Origin of the sequence: Nocardioides panzhihuensis, assembly GCF_013408335.1 — a bacterium.
Taxonomy (GTDB): domain Bacteria; phylum Actinomycetota; class Actinomycetes; order Propionibacteriales; family Nocardioidaceae; genus Nocardioides; species Nocardioides panzhihuensis.
The window spans coordinates 2,471,719-2,490,141 of sequence record NZ_JACBZR010000001.1 but is presented as its reverse complement, the minus strand read 5'-3'; the positions used below and the strand labels follow the sequence as shown (position 1 = coordinate 2,490,141).

Here is an 18,423-nt window from a genome sequence, read left to right as displayed (position 1 = left end):
CGCAGCCCACGTATTGTGGTCCCGACACGCTCGACCACCTAGGAGAACAGTGGCAGTCCAGCCCATCCGGCTCTTCGGCGACCCCGTGCTGCGCAAGCCAGCGATCGAGGTCGTCGACTTCGACAAGGAGCTGCGCAAGCTCGTCGCAGACCTGACCGACACCATGCTCGAAGCGCCCGGTGCCGGACTGGCCGCTCCGCAGATCGGGGTGAGCCTGCGGGTCTTCACCTGGTACGTCGACGGCCAGGTCGGCCATCTGATCAACCCGGACCTGAGCCTGTCGGAGGAGACGCAGGACGGGTCAGAGGGCTGCCTGTCGCTGCCCGACCTCACGTTCGACTGCCGCCGTGCCCTGTCGGTGGTGGCGAAGGGCTTCGACATGCACGGCGAGCCCGTCACGATCGAAGGCTCCGAGCTGCTCGCCCGAGCCATCCAGCACGAGACCGACCACCTCGACGGCATCCTCTTCATCGACCGGCTCGACGAGGTTGCGCGCAAGGCGGCGATGAAGGAGATCCGGCAGTCGGAGTGGTTCGGCCTGGAGAAGCCGAAGGTGAAGATCTCGCCGCACGCCACGAACGGGTTCGGATTCTGATGCGGGTCGTCTTCGCGGGTACGCCCGAGGTGGCCGTCCCCTCCCTGGACGCGATCGCCGACTCGCGCCACGAGCTCGTCGGTGTCGTCACCCGGCCCGATGCCGCGCAGGGACGCAGCAAGCGGCTGGTGCCCTCGCCCGTGGCCCAGCGGGCCGAGGAGCTCGGGGTGCCGGTCCTCAAGCCGGAGCATCCTCGCGAGCCCGAGTTCCAGGCCGCGCTGAAGGCGCTCGAGCCCGACTGCTGCCCGGTGGTCGCCTACGGTGCGATGCTGCCGCAGTCGGCGCTCGACATCCCGCCGCACGGCTGGGTCAACCTGCACTTCTCGCTCCTGCCGGCCTACCGCGGCGCCGCTCCGGTGCAGCGCGCGGTCTGGGCCGGCGAGGAGATCTCCGGTGCCACCACGTTCCGGATCGTGAAGGCGATGGACGCCGGCCCGGTCTTCGGCACCATGACCCAGGCGCTGGCGTCGGACGAGACCTCCGGGTCTCTCTTCGAGAAGCTCACCGAGGGTGGAGCCGAGCTGTTGGTCCGCACCCTCGACGGCATCGAGGACGGCTCGCTGGAGGCGCGTGAGCAACCCTCCGAGGGGATCTCCTACGCCGAGAAGATCACGGTGGAGGACGCCCAGATCGACTGGACTCAGGGGGCGCCCGCGATCGACCGCCAGATCCGGGCCTGCACCCCGGCGCCTGGGGCCTGGACGCTGCTCGACGGCGAGCGGTTCAAGGTCGGGCCGGTCTCCTTGGCCGAGAACGCGGCGGCTCCTGGGGAGCTGCTCGTTCGGAAGAACGAGGTCCTCGTCGGCACCGGCACCACGGCCGTCCGCCTGGGCCGCGTGAAGGCGTTCGGCAAGAAGGAGATGCCGGCGGCGGACTGGGCCCGCGGCGTACGTCTGGAGTCCGGTGTCGCCTTCGAATAGGACACAGCCGGGTAGACCTTCAGGTGCGGGCAGAGGACCGCAGGGGCCGCGTCGATCCGGGGCACGAGGCACCAAGCCCGTCGATCCGGCTCGGCTCGCCGCGTTCGAGGTGCTGAAGGCGGTGCGGGTCGACGAGGCGTACGCCAATCTGGTGCTGCCCCACGTCCTCGGCCGCCTCGGCCTGGAGGGTCGCGACGCGGCCTTCGCCACCGAGCTGGCCTCGGGGACGCTGCGGCAGCAGGGCACCTACGACGCCGTGCTGGCCGCCTGCATCGACCGGCCGCTGGCCAAGGTCGAGGCCAAGGTGCTCGACGTGCTGAGGCTGGGAGCACACCAGGTGCTGTCGATGCGGGTGCCCGACCATGCCGCGATCTCGACGAGCGTCGACCTGGCCCGCTCGAAGGTCGGCCAAGGGCCGGCCGGCTTCGTCAACGCCGTGCTGCGCAAGGTCACTCGCAAGCCCCTCGACGAGTGGATCGCCGAGGTGGCACCCGCTCAGGAGCGGGACCACGACGGCTGGGCCGCGGTTGCGTTCAGCCATCCGCGCTGGGTGGTCGAGCGGCTCGCCGAGGCGGTCGGCCGCGACCAGGTCGACGCGCTGCTCGAGGCCGACAACGTGCCGCCGTCGGTGACGCTGGTTGCCCGCCCCGGACGGGCGACGGTCGAGGAGCTCGGTGGCGTGCCGACGCCCTACTCGCCCTATGGGGTCACGCTCGACTCCGGGTCGCCCGCAGGCGTCAGCGCGGTCGCCGAAGGGCGTGCGGGCGTACAGGACGAGGGCTCGCAGCTGGTGGCGATCGCTCTGGCCGAGGCGGGTCTCGACAAGCTCGACCACGGGGGACCGCACGACCACCGCGACGAGTCGTGGCTGGATATGTGCGCCGGCCCGGGTGGCAAGTCGGCGCTGCTGGCCGCGCTGGCCGCCGAGCAGGGCGCCTCGCTGGTCGCCAACGAGCGCCAGCCGCACCGTGCCGGGCTCGTCCTCGCCAACCTGACCGACCGGTCCGCCAGGTCGCAGGTGGCCGGGGTCGCCGGAGTCGTGGCGGGCGACGGGATCCGGCCTCCGTTCAGGGACGCGAGCTTCGACCGGACCCTGGTCGACGCCCCGTGCACCGGCCTGGGGGCGCTGCGCCGCCGGCCGGAGGCACGATGGCGTCGGGCCACGACCGACCTGGACGTGCTCGTCGAGCTCCAGCGCGCACTTCTCGACCGGGCGCTCGACCTGACCCGGCCGGGCGGCGTGGTGCTCTACGCCACCTGCTCGCCGGTCCTGGCCGAGACGAAGGGCGTGGTGCAGAGCGTGCTCGAGGACCGATCCGATGTCGTCCTCGAGCCGATCGGCGCCACGGTCGGCACGGTGCCCGACAGCGCCGGGCCGATGGCAGGCACCGTGCAGCTGTGGCCACACCGCCACGGCACCGACGCGATGTTCCTGGCGCTGCTGCGGCGCGCCCCGTAGCGGCTCAGTCGGTCCACCTGAGCGAGCTCGCGAACGCCTCGAGCTCGGCGTCGGTGGTGCCCTCCCCGCTCTGGACGCTGATGAAGATGTCGCCGTGGACCTCGGTGAGGTAGGCGCCCGAGCCGGGCCCTGCCTTGTCGGGGCTCGTGCTCCACACTTGGTAGTCCTTAGCCGGGCGGATCGCCAGGCCGGCCACACCACCGTCCTCGGACGTGCAGGAGGCCTTGTCGTCGATCAACGACCACTCACACGTCCAACCGGGCGGCTGCTCGACGGGAACCTTGTCGACGAGCCCTTTGCGCGCGCCTTCGGTGGCGATCCTGACGCCGGGATAGTCCTCGAGGAGCGTGTCGTTGCTCCATTTCTGCTCGACCGCGCCGGCCGGACCGGACAGGACGATCGTGAAGCCGGTCCCGGCGCCCCGAAGACCACTGACCGCCTGCACCGTGATGTCCATCGTCTTCGCCTCGTCGTTGGTGACGACCTGCCCCGTGACCCCGTCGCCGACGTCGAGGCTCTGCCCAGAGGCAAGGGGTGCCGTCGAAGCCGACGCCGACGGTGCGGCGGCGCCGAGAGGCGCCTGGTCGACCGCGGTCGTGTTCAGGAGCTGGGAGAGCCCCAGCCCACCTGCGGCGAATGCGGCGACGGCCGCAGCGGCGCCGACGGTCACCGTGATGCGTCGGCGGCGCCGGATGCGTGAGCCCGCGCTGATCGCGCCGGCCGAGATCCTGGCGTAGTCGGGGTGCTGGTCGGCGACACGCTCGTGCAATGCCGTACGGAAGCTGGTCTCTGGGTCGTTCATCGGGTGGTCCTCTCCGGGAAGATGTCCGCAACCAGCGGGCGCAGCCGTTCCAGGGCACGCTTCGAGCGGGTGCGGACGGCCGTCTCGGTCAGTCCGAGGTCGGCAGCTGTCTGGGACACGGATCGGTCCTCCCAATAGCGTGCGACGAGCACGGCCCGGTCGGTCGGCGACAGCCGCTGGAGGGCGGCAAGCAGGTCGATCCGGGCGCTGGGGTCGGCATCGCTGCGCGGGTCGTCCGGCAGCTTCGAGGTCGGCGTCTCGGTGTTTCGCCGCAGACGCCGGTGGGAGATGAATCCGTTGAGGAGCACACGTCGTGCGTAGGCCGCCGGGTTGTCGGCGCGGCTGACCCGCCGCCAGGACGCGAAGACCCGGGCGTACGTCGTCTGGGTCAGGTCCTCGGCCAGGTGATGGTCACCCGTCAGCAGCAGCGCTGTGCGGTAGAGCGAGCTCCCCGTCGAATGGACGAAGTCGGCGAACTCCTCGGTGGGCGGCCTCGCGGTCGATGTACTCACACCCTCTCGACGCCTCGACCTGAAGGCCACGTGACACTCCCACTGGGTTTCGATGAGCGAGTTTCGTCTCGACGCATCATCTCAGCGCCTACGCTGGCGAGCATGGTCAAGGCATCGCCATCGGTGGAGATCGAGGTTGACAACCGCGTCGTCAGGATCTCCAACCCCGACCGGGTCTACTTTCCAGAGACCGGTGCGACGAAGCTCGACGTGGCGCAGTACTACCTCGCCGTCGGCCCGGGGATCGTCAACGCCCTGTGGGAGCGCCCGTGCATGCTGCACCGGTTCCCCAAGGGACTGGCCGGACCGAAGGTGCACCAGAAGCGGCTGCCGCAAGGTGCGCCCGACTGGGTCGAGACCGTACGCCTCTACTTCCCGCGCTGGGGCCGCACCGCCGACGAGCTCTGCGTGACCGAGCTCGGCGCGGTGATCTGGGCCGTCCAGATGTCGACCGTCGAGTTCCACCCGTGGAACAGCCGCCGCGAGGACACCGAGAAGCCCGACGAGTGGCGCATCGACCTCGATCCCGGTCCCGACTGCCCGTTCTCGACCGTGCAGACCGTCGCCGGCGTCGTCCGCGAGCTCCTCGACGAGCTCGGCGCGGTCGGCTACCCGAAGACCAGCGGCGGCTCGGGGATGCACGTCTACGTCCGGATCCCGGCCGAGCACGGATTCGGTGACGTACGCCGTGCCGCGCACGCCTTCGCCCGCGAGGTCGAGCGCCGAGCGCCGAAGCTGGTCACCACAGCCTGGTGGCGCAAGGACCGCGACCCGGCGCAGCTGTTCGTCGACTTCAACCAGAACACCCGGGACCACACGATCGCCTGTGCCTACTCGATCCGCGGCGTCGCCGACGGCCGAGTCTCCACCCCGATCACCTGGGACGAGACCGCGGACGTCGACCCGCGCGACTTCACGATGCGTACGGTGCCGGCGCGGTTCGCGGAGATCGGAGATCTCCACGCCGACATCGACGACCACCCGTTCTCGATCGAGCCGCTGCTGGAATGGGCCGACCGCGACGAGCGTGACGGGGCCGAGACACCACCGGAGCCCGACGCCGGGTGATCGACGTCGCCCGGCGACCGAGCTTCACCAGATCTCGAGCCGCTCGCCGAGGGTGCGACCTAGCTGCTCGGAGTAGGTCGCGGTGAGGTGATGGCCGTCGCGGTGGGTGATCGTGTCGCCGACGACCGTGGTGCAGATGCCGGCGCTGTCGCAGAACATGTCGTCGAGGTCGAGCGTCTCCACCCGGGCCGACTTGGCCGCCTGCATCTGCAGGTCGGCGCCGTCCTGCTGACTCGCGAGCGGCTTGTAGGTGCAGGGCGAGAGCGTCTTGTTGCTGCTCAGGCAGGTGGCCGGGTCGAACTCGATCGCCGGCACGTCACGTAGCCACACCGTGCGCTTCGCGGCCGGCTTCACCTGGGCCAGCAGACGCTGGTAGCCGCGGTAGACGGCGCGACGTACGTCCGCGCGGTCGGTGTGGCGGCCCGAGGAGTCGTGGTAGGCGGCGCTGATCGGACGCGAGGAGATCAGGAGCAGGTCGGGTCGGAGCTTCTTGACCGTCGAGAGCATGAAGTCGTGGAAGTCGTCGCAGGAGGTCATCGGGTCGGTGCTGTCGAGCTTGTCGGGTGTGACCAGGGAGACCGTGCACTGGGGCATCGCCAGCATGTAGGCGCGGTAGCCGGAGCGTTCGGCGATGGCATCGAGTGCGGGCGTCCAGTGGCGGGCGTGGGAGTCACCGATGACCACGATCGTCTTCTCGGCGTCGGCGTCGCCGCGCGGACACAGCTTGCGCACCTTGGTCGAGTAGTAGTTGCACTCGCCGACCGACTCCACGTCGTCGGAGAGGTTGGTGAGCCCGGGCTTCAGGTTGGTGGGGATCGGCTGGTTCTTGCGGGCCGCGAGCACCGAGGCCTTCAGCAGCGCGGGCAGCGGGTCGGGCTCCTGCGGTTTGGCGGCTGGCGGTGCGGCGCTCGAGGCGGGGCGCTCAGGCTGCTTGGGCTGCTCAGGCTGCTCGGCTGAGCCGGAGGCGTCGGCCTCGGCCAGGGTGATGGCCGGCTGGTAGCCGTCACGCGCGGTGCCGGTGGCGTAGGTGTTGGCTGCGAAGCAGGTCACCGCGACCAGGGTGATGCTCAGTGGATAGAGCGCCACCGGTCCGAGCGTCGAGGCGCGTCCGAAGGCGGGACGCTGCCACAGGATGCCGCGCCGGAACGGCTCCTCGACGAAGCGGAAGGAGAGTCCCGCCAGGCCGAACGCCAGCGCGACGAGCAGCACCTGCTCCCACCAGCGCAGCTCGCGGCCGAGCTGCAGCTCGGCGAGGACGAGCACCGGGAAGTGCCACAGGTAGAGCGAGTAGGACCAGTTGCCGATGACCTGCAGCGGCCGCACCGAGAGCAGTCGGCCGACCACCGTCGGGCCGTGCCACAGCGTTCCGGCCACGATGATGAAGACGCTGCCGAGCACCGGGACGAGCGCCGGCGTACCCGGGAACGGGGTGGCGTCGTTGAACTGCAGGCACGCGCAGACGATGAAGAACATCCCGAATGCCGAGAGCACCTGCGCCCGCCAGCGTGCGGTGGCGTCCTGCGGCCCGTTGTCACGGAACGCGATCGCCGCGATCGCACCCAGACCGAGCTCCCAGGCCCGGGTGAACGGGGAGAAGTACGCCGCCTCCGGGCTGACCCGGGTCAGCACGGCGGAGGCGAGCAGCGATGCCACGATGACGACGCCGAGAGCGATGACGAGCACGCGCCGGCGCGTCCGCTGGTCGCGGGGATCGAGCTCGGCGGCACCTGCCCGGCGCCTCATCGCCCACAGGCACCCCAGGATCACCAGGGGCCAGACCAGGTAGAACTGCTCCTCGACCGCCAGGGACCAGAAGTGCTGCAGCGGCGACGGCGGCAGCGCGGCCGAGAAGTAGTCGGTCTCCAGCGATGCGAACCGGAAGTTGGCGGCGAACGCCGCCGACCACAGCGCGTCGAGGGCGATCTCGCGGGTGCGTACGAAGCCGAGGAAGAGGGCGGCGTAGACGACCGTCGCCAGCAGCACCAGGGTCGCGGCGGGCAGGATCCGGCGGGCCCGGCGGGCGTAGAAGCCGAGCAGGCTGATCCGGCCCTCGCTGCGGACCTGCCGCATCAGCTGCTGGGTGATCAGGAAGCCGGAGATGGCGAAGAAGACGTCGACACCGACGAATCCGCCGGTCAGCGATCCGAACCCGACGTGCACGGCGACCACCGCGAGCACCGCGATCGCACGGAGCCCCTGGATGTCGGGGCGATGCCGAGACTGGGTCGCGCTCCCGGTCGGTGGGCCTGTCGAGACCACGAGCAGCCGCACCTCCCTCCGCCAAGCACATCCGTCACATCCGTCGCGACGATAACTCGCGCAACCGGTTGATCCTGGTAGACATGCCCTAGGGCAGTGCTAGTCCAGATCGACGTCGTCGCCAGCGGAGACGGGGCCCGGGATCGCCGGTAGTGGGGGAGGAGTGCCGCCGAAGGAGGGGCACAGCGACTTGTGGGCGCACCAGCCGCACAGCTTGCCTGGGTTCGGCAGCCACTCACCGGTCTCCTGGGCGAGGCGGATCGCTCGCCAGATCGCCTCGGCCTTGCGCTCGGTCGCCAGCAGGTCGGCCTCGTCGGGCCCGTAGCGAAGGATGTCGCCACTGCCCAGGTAGATCAGCTGGAGCATCGCCGGCACGACCCCGCGGGTGCGCCAGATCACCAGGGCGTAGAACTTCAGCTGGAACAGCGCCTTCGCCTCGTACGCCTCGCTGGGCACGCGGCCGCTCTTGTAGTCGACCACCCGGATCCGCCCGTCGGCAGCGACGTCGACGCGGTCGATGAAGCCCCGCAGGAGCAGCTTGGAGTCGAGCAGCGCCTCCACGTAGTGCTCGCGCTCGGCAGGTTCGAGGCGGCGCGGGTCCTCCAGGTCGAAGTAGCGCCGCAGCACCTGGCGGCACGAGTCCAGCCAGCCCTCCTCCGCACCGTCGGCCCCCGAGGTGAACAGCGTCGCCAGCGACGGGTCGAGGCTGCGTACGTCCTCCCATGCCTGCTCCACCATCGACCTCGCCTGCCGGGGCGTGCGCTCGGGAGCGGGCAGGTCGAAGAGGTCCTCGAGCACCTTGTGCACCACGGTCCCGCGCGCGGCCGCCTCCGAGGGCGGCTCGGGGAGCCGGTCGATGGTGCGGAACCGGTAGAGCAGCGGGCACGAGGTGAAGTCGCTCGCGCGGCTCGGCGAGAGCGAGCCCAGCACGTTGACGCCGTCGACCGGGGTCGACTGCGCATCGGCTGGTGAGGTGCTCATGAGAGCGACACTATTGGCAGGCACCGACACAATCGTCGACCACCGGGTCGGCGCCGCCCCGCAACCGCCGCTCAAGTACGCTCGGAACGTGGCAGACCCCGACCCACGCCCCGACGGCGACAAGCCGGTCGAAGCGGCGCCCACCCCCCGCGTCCCGGGCACGATCAAGGTCGGCTCCATCGCGGGCAGTGCCGTCCTGGTGACTCCGTCCTGGTTCCTCATCGCGGCGCTGATCGCCTGGGTGATGGCGCCGCAGATCGATGCCGCGGAGCCGGGCCTGGGCTGGTTGGCGTACGTGGCGGGCTTCGCGTTCGCGATCGTCCTCTACGGCGCGGTGCTGCTGCACGAGGCGGCGCACGCGGTCGTCGCCAGGCGACTGGGCTACCCCGTGGGTGCGATCATGCTCCACTTCCTGGGTGGCGCGACCGCCGTGGAGAGCGAGGCGAAGAAGCCCGCCCACGAGTTCTGGATCGCCGTCGTGGGGCCGTTGGCCTCGCTCGCCGTCGCCGCGGCCGCCTTCGGCGTCTCCTTCCTCACCCCCGACGGTCTGATCGGGCTGTTCGTCACAGGCCTGTGGGTCATCAACCTCCTGGTGGGCGTGCTCAACCTCGTCCCCGGCCTGCCCCTCGACGGCGGCCGGATGCTCAAGGCGGGCGTATGGAGCGCAACCGGCAACATCAACCGCGGCAGCATCGTCGCCGGCTGGGCCGGGCGGGTGCTCTCGTTCGTCGTGCTGCTGTGGCCCTTCATCCAGGGCCAGATCCTCGGTATCGAGCCGCGCCTCACGAGCTACGTCGTCGCCGTCATCCTCGGCGTCTTCCTCTGGAGCGGTGCCTCCGCGGCGATCACGTCGGCGAAGGTACGCCTCCGGCTCCCGCTCCTCGTCGCCCGCGACCTCGCCCGCCGCACCCTGGCCGTGCCCGCCGACCTCCCGCTCTCCGAGGCCGTGCGCCGCGCCCACGAGGCCGAGGCCGGCAGCATCGTCACTGTGACCAGCGGCGGCGAGCCGATCGGTCTCGTGCACGAGGGCGCGCTGCTGGCGACGCCGGAGGACCGCCGCCCGTGGATGGCCACCTCGACGGTCACCCGCCAGCTCGAGGAGGGCCTCACCCTCCCGGCCGACATCGACGGCGAGGAGCTCATCCAGGCGATCTCGAAGGCACCAGCGCCCGAATACCTCCTGGTCGAGCCGGACGGCTCGATCTACGGCGTACTGGTCACCTCCGACGTCGACGCCGCCTTCCGCGCGGGCGCATAGGAGATCGCGGTTTGCCGGGTTGGCCCGGGAAACCGATAACCTCGGCGGGTGTCAAGCGCTGATATCCCAGACATTCCGGTAGAGGCCCGAGCGGGCGTGCACCGAGGGCCGCTTCGTGAGGGCGAATGGGTGCGGCTGACCGACACCAAGGGTCGCCGCCACAACTTCGAGCTCGTCGCCGGCAAGCGCTTCTTCTCCAACAAGGGCCACATCGATCACGACGAGCTGATCGGCCGCGAAGAGGGCTTCACGGTCACCGCCTCCACCGGCGGTGAGTACCTGGTCTTCCGTCCGCTGCTGAGCGAGTTCGTCGTCTCCATGCCGCGTGGTGCCGCCGTCGTCTACCCCAAGGACGCCGCCCAGATCGTCGCCATGGCCGACATCTTCCCCGGCGCCTCCGTGGTCGAGGCCGGGGTCGGCTCCGGTGCCCTGACCTGCTCCCTGCTGCGCGCGGTCGGACCCTACGGCAAAGTGACCTCCTTCGAGCGTCGCGAGGAGTTCGCCGAGGTCGCCCGCAAGAACGTCGACCAGTTCTTCGGCACGCCGGCGGGGGAGACGCACCCCAACTGGTCGCTCAACCTCGGCGACCTCCAGGAGGAGCTCCCGCGCCAGCAGATCCGCTGCGACCGACTGATCCTCGACATGCTCGCTCCGTGGGAGTGCATCGACGCCACCGCTGACGCGCTCTACCCGGGCGGCATGGTCTGCGCCTACGTCGCGACCACCACCCAGCTGTCCCGCTTCGTCGAGACGGTCCGCGCCCACGGCGGGTTCACCGAGCCGCAGGCCTGGGAGTCGCTGGTGCGCGACTGGCACGTCGAGGGCCTCGCGGTCCGGCCGGGTCACAAGATGATCGGCCACACCGCCTTCCTGGTGACCGCCAGAAAGCTCGCCCCCGGCCAGCGCGCGCCTCGCAAGACGCGGCGGCCTGCCCCCGGGGCGTACGGACCTGACTACACGGGCCCGCGCCCGGCCGACATGCCCGCTCCGGAGCCTGTCGCCGAGGTGCTCCCCGAGGTCGGCAGCGACCTGGACTGAGTCCGCTCCGCGTCGGTCCAGATATTCCGACGTGCCACGGGTCGACACGAACTCGGCAGAAGTCGAGCGAATGTGTCCAACACCGGTAAATCCTTCACCTCTCCCACCCCTCACCCTTGTAGGGTCGAGGGAGTAGAGGAGGTGTGCTGATGTCGACATCCGATGGATTCCAGTCCGAGGGGCGCAGCCCCGAGGAGCTCGAGAGTCATGTCCGTTTCCTCGAAGCTGAGGTGACCGACCTGCGGCACAGGCTGACCGAGATGCCCGGATCTTCGCGTGGCCTGGAGGCGAGGCTCGCAGACGCGCAGCGCTCCCTGGCCGCCGTGACGTCGCAGAACGAGCGACTCACCGTGACGCTTCGGGACGCCCGCGACCAGATCATCAAGCTGAAGGAAGAGGTCGACCGGCTGGCACAGCCGCCAGCAGGTTTCGGCACATTCCTGGAGCGCAACGAGGACGACTCGATCGACGTGTTCACCGGTGGGCGCAAGCTCCGGGTGACCGCATCGCCCAACGTCGACCTCGACGAGCTGCGCTATGGCCAGGAGGTCATGCTCAACGAGGCGCTCAACGTCGTCGCCGCGATGGAGTACGAGAAGGTCGGCGAGGTCGTGATGTTCAAGGAGCTGCTCGCCGACGGCGAGCGCGTCCTGGTCATCGCCAACGCCGACGAAGAGCGAGTCGTACGTCTCGCCGACCCACTTCTCAACGAGACCCTCCGTGCTGGCGACTCACTTCTTCTGGAGCCACGCAGCGGCTATGTCTATGAGAAGGTCCCGAAGTCCGAGGTCGAGGAGCTCGTCCTGGAGGAGGTGCCCGACATCGCCTACGAGTCGATCGGTGGCCTCGCCGGCCAGATCGAGCAGATCCAGGACGCGGTCGAGCTTCCCTACCTCTATCCCGAGCTCTTCATCGAGCACCGGCTCAAGCCGCCCAAGGGAGTGCTGCTCTACGGCCCTCCGGGCTGCGGAAAGACCCTGATCGCGAAGGCTGTCGCCAACAGCCTGGCGAAGAAGGTCGCCGCCAAGACCGGTGCTGACGGGAAGTCCTACTTCCTCAACATCAAGGGCCCCGAGCTTCTCAACAAGTACGTCGGCGAGACCGAGCGCCACATCCGCCTGGTCTTCCAGCGTGCTCGTGAGAAGGCCGCGGCCGGCACCCCGGTGATCGTCTTCTTCGACGAGATGGACTCCCTGTTCCGCACGCGTGGCTCCGGCGTCTCCTCCGACGTCGAGAACACGATCGTGCCGCAGCTCCTCTCCGAGATCGACGGTGTCGAGGCCCTGGAGAACGTCCTGGTCATCGGTGCCTCCAACCGTGAGGACATGATCGACCCGGCGATTCTGCGCCCGGGCCGGCTCGACGTGAAGATCAAGATCGAGCGTCCCGACGCCGAGGGCGCTCGCGACATCTTCACGAAGTACCTCGTGCCCGACCTGCCCCTGCACCCCGGCGACGTCGCCGAGTTCGGTGGCGACCGTCAGGCGACCGTCGACGGCCTCATCCGCACCACCGTCGAGCGGATGTACACCGAGTCCGAGGAGAACCGCTTCCTGGAGGTCACCTACGCCAACGGTGACAAGGAGATCCTCTACTTCAAGGACTTCAACTCCGGCGCGATGATCCAGAACATCGTCGACCGGGCCAAGAAGATGGCCATCAAGGACTTCCTCGACTCCAAGCAGGACCAGAACCAGAAGGGCCTGCGGGTGCAGCATCTGCTCCAGGCCTGCGTGGACGAGTTCAAGGAGAACGAGGACCTCCCCAACACCACCAACCCCGACGACTGGGCCCGCATCTCCGGCAAGAAGGGCGAGCGGATCGTCTTCATCCGCACGCTCATCACCGGCAAGCAGGGCACCGAGCCCGGCCGTTCCATCGAGCAGGTCTCCAACACGGGTCAGTACCTGTAGCCCTCTACGTCGCCGAACTCGGCCTGTCACCTGTGGATACGGGTGGCAGGCCGATTCGGTGTTGGGATGTGCGGTGTCGAGTGTTGTCGGCCAGAGCGCGAGACGACAGTTCCCGTTCGGGTGAGCGTCGGTGATCTGCCGCGCCGCCGGTGCGAGGGCCTTACTCAGGTAAGGATTTCTCCCGTATGACCAGGGTGATCACCTTCATATTCTGAAGCGACATCAGTTGGTCAGCGCCGACCGCTCAGCCGACAACGGGACTGGTGAACGTAGGAGCTGGGCGCAAGCATGCCGCGGCCCGGGCTCGCAAACCTCGAAGGGTGGAACCATGACTGCTCGACGGCCGAGGAGATCCGGGGGCACGCTGCGTGTGCTCGTCGGGATTGTGTCTCTTTTCGCACTCAGTCTCCAGATCGCCGGGGCAGCGCCCAGCGCTGCCGATGTCGACACCGACGCCGGCGGCGCTCGCTGCGAGGAGATGACCGAACTCTCGGTGCCCGACACCGAGATCACGGCGGGCGAGCTCGTTCCCGCCGGTGACTTCGTGGACGCCGAGGGCACCGTCCATCGCGATCTGCCCGAGTTCTGTCGGGTGGCCGCGAGAGTCGCTCCGAGCCTGAACTTCGAGGTGTGGATGCCGACGGCCACATGGAACGAGAGATTCCTGGGAGTGGGTAACGGCGGCTTCGCCGGAAACATCAGGTACGACTCGATGGCTCCGGCTCTCGCGAAGGGCTATGCGACAGCGTCCACCGACACGGGCCACTCCAAGTCCGACTCGGCCAACTCCTGGATCAGCAACCCGGCCCAGTTGGAGATGTGGGGGCGTACCTCGATCCACCTGATGACGTTGCGTGCCAAGCAGATCCTGACCGCGTACCACGAGAAGGCGCCGAAGTTCTCCTACTTCGAAGGTGGCTCGACCGGCGGCCGGCAGGCGATGGGCCAGGCAGAGTTCTTCCCGGACGACTACGACGGCATCGTCTCGCACAGCCCGGGCATGGACTACAGCCACGTGATGATGGCGGTTCTGTGGACTGCGCAGCGCCTCGCGGACCGTCCGAAAGGTGCGCTCGACAGCGATGACCGCAAGCTCCTCAATGACGCCGTGCTGGCCGCATGCGGCGGCCGGGACGGGGTCGCGAGCGATCCGTTCCTCAACGATCCACGAGACTGTCACTACAACGTCAAGCGGCTGGAGTGCCGTCCCGGGACGAGCACGGGGTGTCTGACGGCGGAGCAGGTCAGGACAGCGGAACATGTCTACACCGCGGTCACCAACCAGGGGAGCGGTGAGCACCTCTATCCGGGCTTCGCCTACGGCAGCGAGGCGGCATGGAACTTCGCAGCGGAGCGACAGGAACTCGTCTCCTATCCGCAGGCGCTGTTCGGCAGGGCCGTGTTCGACGATCCCGAGTGGGACTGGCGCAGCTTCGACTGGGATGAGGACGTGGCTCTGGTGGAGGAGAAGCTGAGCCCCAAGATCGATCCCACGCGTGCCGATCTCTCGAAGTTCGACGAGCGGGGCGGCAAGCTGATCATGACCCAGGGATGGAGCGACCCGTTCCAGTCGGGCAGTCTCCCGATCGAGTACTACACGCGGGTCCTCCTCGAGCGGGACGGCTCCACCGTGCGCTCGGCCCTGCGAGACGTCCAGGAGTTCTACCGCCTCTTCATGATCCCTGGCGGCGGACATGTCACCGGGGGTATGGGGCCCAACTCGTTCGACGCCCTGTCCGCCGTGCGGGCATGGGTCGAGCAGGGGATCGCGCCGAAGCAGATGGTCGCCACCAAGTACCAGGACGACCGGCAGGAGAACCGGGTCGTGATGACGAGGCCTCTGTGCCCCTACCCCCAGATCGCCGGCTACGACGGAGCCGGGCCCACCACCGAGGCCAGCAGCTTCCGGCGTGAGAACGACTGGGGCGACTTCGCCAAGGACGTGGCACGCGAAAAGCAGCGCATGCAGGCCCGGGAGCGGAGCAACTGACGGTCAGCAGGGCGTCCGCCGCCTCGGTCACTCCGAGGCGGCGGATAGGGGATTCCCTCATCGAACTGCGGCCATTGCCACTGGAGCCGGGAGCTCGTGCTTCCTAGCGTGAAGGTGCCCTGCCGTACGGATCAGTCCGAGGAGAGAACATGACCAGCACCCCCGACACCGAGACGATCACCGAGAAGTTCACTGACACGATCACCGCTCTGCTGCGCCGGGTGGAGGCCCTCGAGTCGGAGGCGGAGATCCGCCGGCTGCAGGCGCGCTACATGTTCCTGTGCGACACGCCCTGCCCGGAGTTCGGCGTCAGCGACGATGCTCAGCGCGTCGACCTGATCATGGATCTCTACACCGAGGACGCGGTCTGGGAGGGCGTCGGCGAGTACTACGACGGACAGTTCGGCAAGGCCGAGGGCAAGGCTGCGGTGCGTGCACACTTCGAGAGGTTCTGGGGGGAGAAGCACGATCCGGCCCTGCTGCTCAACGCCCACTACCTGACTTCCGAGCAGATCCACGTCGATGGTGAGGACGCCGAGGGCCAGTGGATCCATGTTCAGCCGTGGCTCTTCTCCGATGGCAGGGCACTGCTGCGCTCGAGCCGTCTGAACAACGCCTTCCGTCGCGTCGAGGGGACCTGGCGGATCAGCCGCACCCGCACCGAGAACGTCTTCATCGCGCCGCTCGCACCGACCTGGGCGGAGTTCTATCCGTCGGCGTCCGTGCTGATGGCGCCCTGAGCCGAGCTCAGATGGTCACCTGGTAGAAGAGCACGTCGCGCACGAGAGTGCCGAGGCTGTCGGAGCAGGTCTTCGCCTTGATCCGGGCTCGGTGGACGTCGACCGTCTTGACGCTGGTGCCGAGCTCACGGGCGATGTGTTGGCTCGGTAGACCGTCGATGACCAGGCGTAGGACTTCGAGCTCGCGCGGGGTGAGCTGGTCGACCCGGGCCTGCACCTCGCGTCGTTCGGCATCGGCGGCGAACCGTCTGCTTGCCTCGAGAAGCTGCTCCTGGACGACCTCCAGCATCTGCTGGGAGTCGTAGGGCTTCTCCAAGAAGTCGACGGCCCCGTGCTGCATCGCCCGCACCGACATGGGCACGTCACCGTGCGCGGAGCAGAAGATGACTGGCGCTGGATAGTCCTGCTGGCGCAAGGTCTCCTGCAGTTGGAAGCCGCTGACCCCGGGCATCCTGACATCGACGATGAGGACCGCCGGTTCGGTCGCGTCGTACTCGTCGAGGAACGCGGTTGCGTCGGGATAGGTCAGCGCCTCGATGCCGACGGTCTCCAGCAGGAAGACCAACGACTGTCGAAGGTCGTGGTCGTCGTCGACGATGTGGACGACCGGAGAGCGCGTGGCGGCGACGTCCGGCCGGGGGAGTTCAGTGGTGCTCATCGGTGTCGCCTCGCTCGTGGGGATGGTCGTCGACGGTACGTCGTTGCTGTTGCCCGGCCGTTTCGTCATCGTATTTCACCCATCCCTCGTGGTGTGCCCCGGGCCATATGCCAAGGATCAGCACACCAGGCTTTGCTCGACGGTGCACGCTGCGGCCAGGAGGTGGTCCTCACCGAGTCGGTGGCCGACCACCTGGATACCGAGCGGCATGCCCGCCGCATCCCGCAGTCCGGGCACTGTCACGACGGGCAGGCCGAGCGCCTGCCACGGCCGGCTCAGCACCGGGTCTCCGGTCGCGCCGAGCCCCCGGGGAGCGGGGCCAGGCGCTGCGGCACCGACCACGACGTCGTGCGCCGCAAGAAGCTCGGCGACTCGCTCACGGCCCCGCGCGATCAGGCCGAGGGCCGCCTCGTAGTCGCTCCGGCTGGTCTCGGCCCCCGTACGCAGCAGCCCGGCCAGCGGCTCGGACAGCTGGTCGGCCGCGGCCAGCTCCGCGGTGCGCTCGCGGGCCGCCTCGTACGCCATGACCACGGGGTGCGCAGCGGCGAGGTCGGCGACGAACTGCTCCTCGGGGAAGTCGCGGACGATGGCGCCGCGCGCCTCCAGCGCGGCCCGGGTGGTGTCCAGGGCCGCCCGCATGGTCGGGTCCAGGACACCGATCGGGGAGGCCGACCAGAGCAGCGCGCGAAACGGCTCGCCTCGCCGGGGCGCGCCGGGTCGGGCGACGTCCGCACCGCCGCTGAGCGCGGACCAGGCCAGAGCGAGGTCACCTGCCGTGGCGGCGTACACGCCGTGGCTGTCGAGGCTCGGGCTCAGCCCGGTGACGCCGTCGACCGGGAAGCGACCTTTGGTCATCACCAGGGCCGCGACCCCGCAGTACGCCGCCGGGCGGGTTACCGAACCGGCCGTCTGCGACCCCAGAGCGAGCGGCACCTGTCCGGCACCCACGGCCGCTGCCGAGCCGCTGGAGGAGCCGCCCGGCGTGTGGTCGGTCGCGACCGGGTTGGCCGTGGGCCCGGGGGAGAAGAAGGCGAACTCGGTGGTGACCGTCTTGCCCATCGGCACCACACCGGTCCGGCGCCACTCTGCGACGATCGCCGCGTCCTCCTCGGCGGCGGTTTCGTCCGCGCGGAGCCCGGAGCCGCATCTGGTCGGCAGCCCGCCGACGTCGATGATGTCCTTGACGCCCAGCGGTACGCCCGCCAGCGGCCCCACACCGGTTCCCGGGGCCGGGTCCTGGCGGACCACCCAGGCGTTGAGCTCGGGTTCTGTCACCGCGATCCGCTCGGCGGAGCGAACCATCGCCTCGGCCGGCGTGGTGGCGCCTCGGGCCAGCTCGGAGACGAGGTCACGCAGCGACCAGGGCTGCCACAGCGACGTGCTCATGCGTCCTCCCAGCTGGCGTCGGCGGTCCAGTAGTCCATCCCGCTGGCGGACACGGCATGGCGCCACTCGGAGGTGCGTCGCAGGGACGGCTCGACTCGGGAGGTGACCCTGTCGGCGATCTCGGGTCCGTCGCCGGAGACTTCCCAGTGCACCCAGTCGAGCTCGTGGCCGGAGGCGTCGTGGACGAAGAGGTCCACGTGCTGCCAGCCGTACCCGTGGGTGTCGGTGTAGCACATCAGCGTCATCCGGGTCCCCGGCTCCATCATCATCGCGCTTCTTCGGCTCATGCGGAGAGCTCGGTGGGGTTCAGGGCGTGGAACCGGCGCTGGAAGTAGACCAGGCCGCCGGTGTCGTCCCGGCTGCTGACGGCCTCGACCTCGATGAAGAGCACCGTGTGCGAGCCGTGCGAACGGTGGTCGGCGACTCGGCCGATGACTGTCGCGACGGCATCGCGCAGGACGGGCACGCCGTGGCAGTCATGCTCCCACTCCGGCTCCGAGAGCCGGTCGCTCATCGTCACGTCGCTCGCTCCGGCGAAGCGCATCGCGAGCGGCTCGTGCTCGGCGCCGAGCACGTTGATGCCGACCCGCTTGTTCTCGACGAAGAAGTCGTGGGTGTAGCTGGACCGGTTCACGCAGACGAGCATCGTCGGCGGGCGGTCGGTGACCGAGCACGCCGCGCTCACGGTGATGCCGGCCGGCCCGCGTGGTCCATCGGTGGTGACGATGTTGACCGCTGCCGACAGATTCGACATCGCGGCTCGAAAGGCGCGCTGGGTCGGGGTCAGCTCGGGATGGGTCGTGGTTGACAACCTGGGCCTCCTACCGGGTCGGATACCTCGACC

Annotated in this window: 17 protein-coding genes; 9 read left to right on the top strand and 8 right to left on the bottom strand. The window is 69.2% G+C overall.

Features of this window, described 5'->3' with window-relative positions; all coding sequences use genetic code 11:
* The first annotated feature begins 49 nt into the window (after positions 1–49).
* From def to BJ988_RS11830, 3 genes are read left to right on the top strand one after another with little or no spacing between them, the layout of a single operon-like run.
* Complete coding sequence (def, locus tag BJ988_RS11840) at positions 50–595, top strand: peptide deformylase (RefSeq protein WP_179658175.1); 546 nt, start codon at positions 50–52, stop codon at positions 593–595.
* On the top strand, positions 595–1,515 hold the full coding sequence (gene fmt / locus BJ988_RS11835; protein ID WP_179658174.1) for a methionyl-tRNA formyltransferase: 921 nt from the start codon (positions 595–597) through the stop codon (positions 1,513–1,515). Before def ends, fmt begins: the two co-directional genes overlap by 1 nt.
* Positions 1,499–2,974 carry a transcription antitermination factor NusB gene (locus BJ988_RS11830; RefSeq protein WP_179658173.1) on the top strand — a complete coding sequence of 492 codons (1,476 nt, stop codon included), beginning with the start codon at positions 1,499–1,501 and terminating at the stop codon, positions 2,972–2,974. Before fmt ends, BJ988_RS11830 begins: the two co-directional genes overlap by 17 nt.
* A 4-nt stretch (positions 2,975–2,978) precedes the next feature.
* On the opposite strand, the gene BJ988_RS11825 is transcribed toward BJ988_RS11830, so the two are convergent.
* Entirely contained in the window at positions 2,979–3,776 is a 798-nt protein-coding gene (locus BJ988_RS11825; RefSeq protein WP_179658172.1) for a hypothetical protein, read from the bottom strand.
* Positions 3,773–4,288, bottom strand: a complete 516-nt coding sequence (locus tag BJ988_RS11820) for a SigE family RNA polymerase sigma factor (protein ID WP_179658171.1) — start codon at positions 4,286–4,288, stop codon at positions 3,773–3,775. The genes BJ988_RS11825 and BJ988_RS11820 overlap by 4 nt, the downstream gene beginning before the upstream one ends.
* Before the next feature lie 102 nt (positions 4,289–4,390).
* On the opposite strand from BJ988_RS11820, the gene ligD reads away from it, so the two are divergent.
* Entirely contained in the window at positions 4,391–5,356 is a 966-nt protein-coding gene (ligD, locus tag BJ988_RS11815) for a non-homologous end-joining DNA ligase (RefSeq protein ID WP_179658170.1), read from the top strand.
* 24 nt (positions 5,357–5,380) lie between these two features.
* Here the strand turns inward: ligD and BJ988_RS11810 are convergent, their stop codons facing one another.
* Both BJ988_RS11810 and BJ988_RS11805 read right to left on the bottom strand, forming a co-directional pair.
* Positions 5,381–7,627, bottom strand: coding sequence for an acyltransferase family protein (locus BJ988_RS11810; protein ID WP_179658169.1), 2,247 nt, complete (start codon positions 7,625–7,627; stop codon positions 5,381–5,383).
* An 87-nt stretch (positions 7,628–7,714) separates the two neighbouring features.
* Positions 7,715–8,596: a RecB family exonuclease gene (locus BJ988_RS11805; RefSeq protein WP_179658168.1), complete on the bottom strand. Its 882-nt coding sequence runs from the start codon at positions 8,594–8,596 to the stop codon at positions 7,715–7,717.
* An 88-nt stretch (positions 8,597–8,684) separates the two neighbouring features.
* Between BJ988_RS11805 and BJ988_RS11800 the strand changes: the two genes are divergently transcribed.
* The 5 genes from BJ988_RS11800 (at position 8,685) to BJ988_RS11780 (ending at position 15,535) form a co-directional block, all read left to right on the top strand.
* A complete protein-coding gene (locus BJ988_RS11800; protein WP_179658167.1) occupies positions 8,685–9,854 on the top strand; it encodes a site-2 protease family protein in 1,170 nt (389 codons plus the stop codon).
* A gap of 48 nt (positions 9,855–9,902) precedes the next feature.
* The gene (locus BJ988_RS11795) at positions 9,903–10,892 is read left to right on the top strand and encodes a tRNA (adenine-N1)-methyltransferase (RefSeq protein ID WP_343051577.1); all 990 of its coding nucleotides are present in this window, start codon (positions 9,903–9,905) and stop codon (positions 10,890–10,892) included.
* Positions 10,893–11,041: 149 nt separating this feature from the next.
* Positions 11,042–12,805: a proteasome ATPase gene (arc, locus tag BJ988_RS11790; protein WP_179658166.1), complete on the top strand. Its 1,764-nt coding sequence runs from the start codon at positions 11,042–11,044 to the stop codon at positions 12,803–12,805.
* A 328-nt stretch (positions 12,806–13,133) separates the two neighbouring features.
* Complete coding sequence (locus tag BJ988_RS11785) at positions 13,134–14,795, top strand: tannase/feruloyl esterase family alpha/beta hydrolase (protein WP_179658165.1); 1,662 nt, start codon at positions 13,134–13,136, stop codon at positions 14,793–14,795.
* Between the two features lie 149 nt (positions 14,796–14,944).
* On the top strand, positions 14,945–15,535 hold the full coding sequence (locus BJ988_RS11780; protein WP_179658164.1) for a nuclear transport factor 2 family protein: 591 nt from the start codon (positions 14,945–14,947) through the stop codon (positions 15,533–15,535).
* Between the two features lie 7 nt (positions 15,536–15,542).
* On the opposite strand, the gene BJ988_RS11775 is transcribed toward BJ988_RS11780, so the two are convergent.
* From BJ988_RS11775 to BJ988_RS11760, 4 genes are all read right to left on the bottom strand, one after another.
* Positions 15,543–16,193, bottom strand: a complete 651-nt coding sequence (locus tag BJ988_RS11775; RefSeq protein ID WP_179658163.1) for a response regulator transcription factor — start codon at positions 16,191–16,193, stop codon at positions 15,543–15,545.
* Positions 16,194–16,310: 117 nt separating this feature from the next.
* Positions 16,311–17,579 carry an amidase gene (locus BJ988_RS11770; RefSeq protein ID WP_179658162.1) on the bottom strand — a complete coding sequence of 423 codons (1,269 nt, stop codon included), beginning with the start codon at positions 17,577–17,579 and terminating at the stop codon, positions 16,311–16,313.
* Positions 17,576–17,866 carry a hypothetical protein gene (locus BJ988_RS11765; RefSeq protein ID WP_218860790.1) on the bottom strand — a complete coding sequence of 97 codons (291 nt, stop codon included), beginning with the start codon at positions 17,864–17,866 and terminating at the stop codon, positions 17,576–17,578. The genes BJ988_RS11770 and BJ988_RS11765 overlap by 4 nt, the downstream gene beginning before the upstream one ends.
* Entirely contained in the window at positions 17,863–18,390 is a 528-nt protein-coding gene (locus BJ988_RS11760) for a flavin reductase (RefSeq protein ID WP_218860788.1), read from the bottom strand. Before BJ988_RS11760 ends, BJ988_RS11765 begins: the two co-directional genes overlap by 4 nt.
* Positions 18,391–18,423 lie beyond the last annotated feature (33 nt).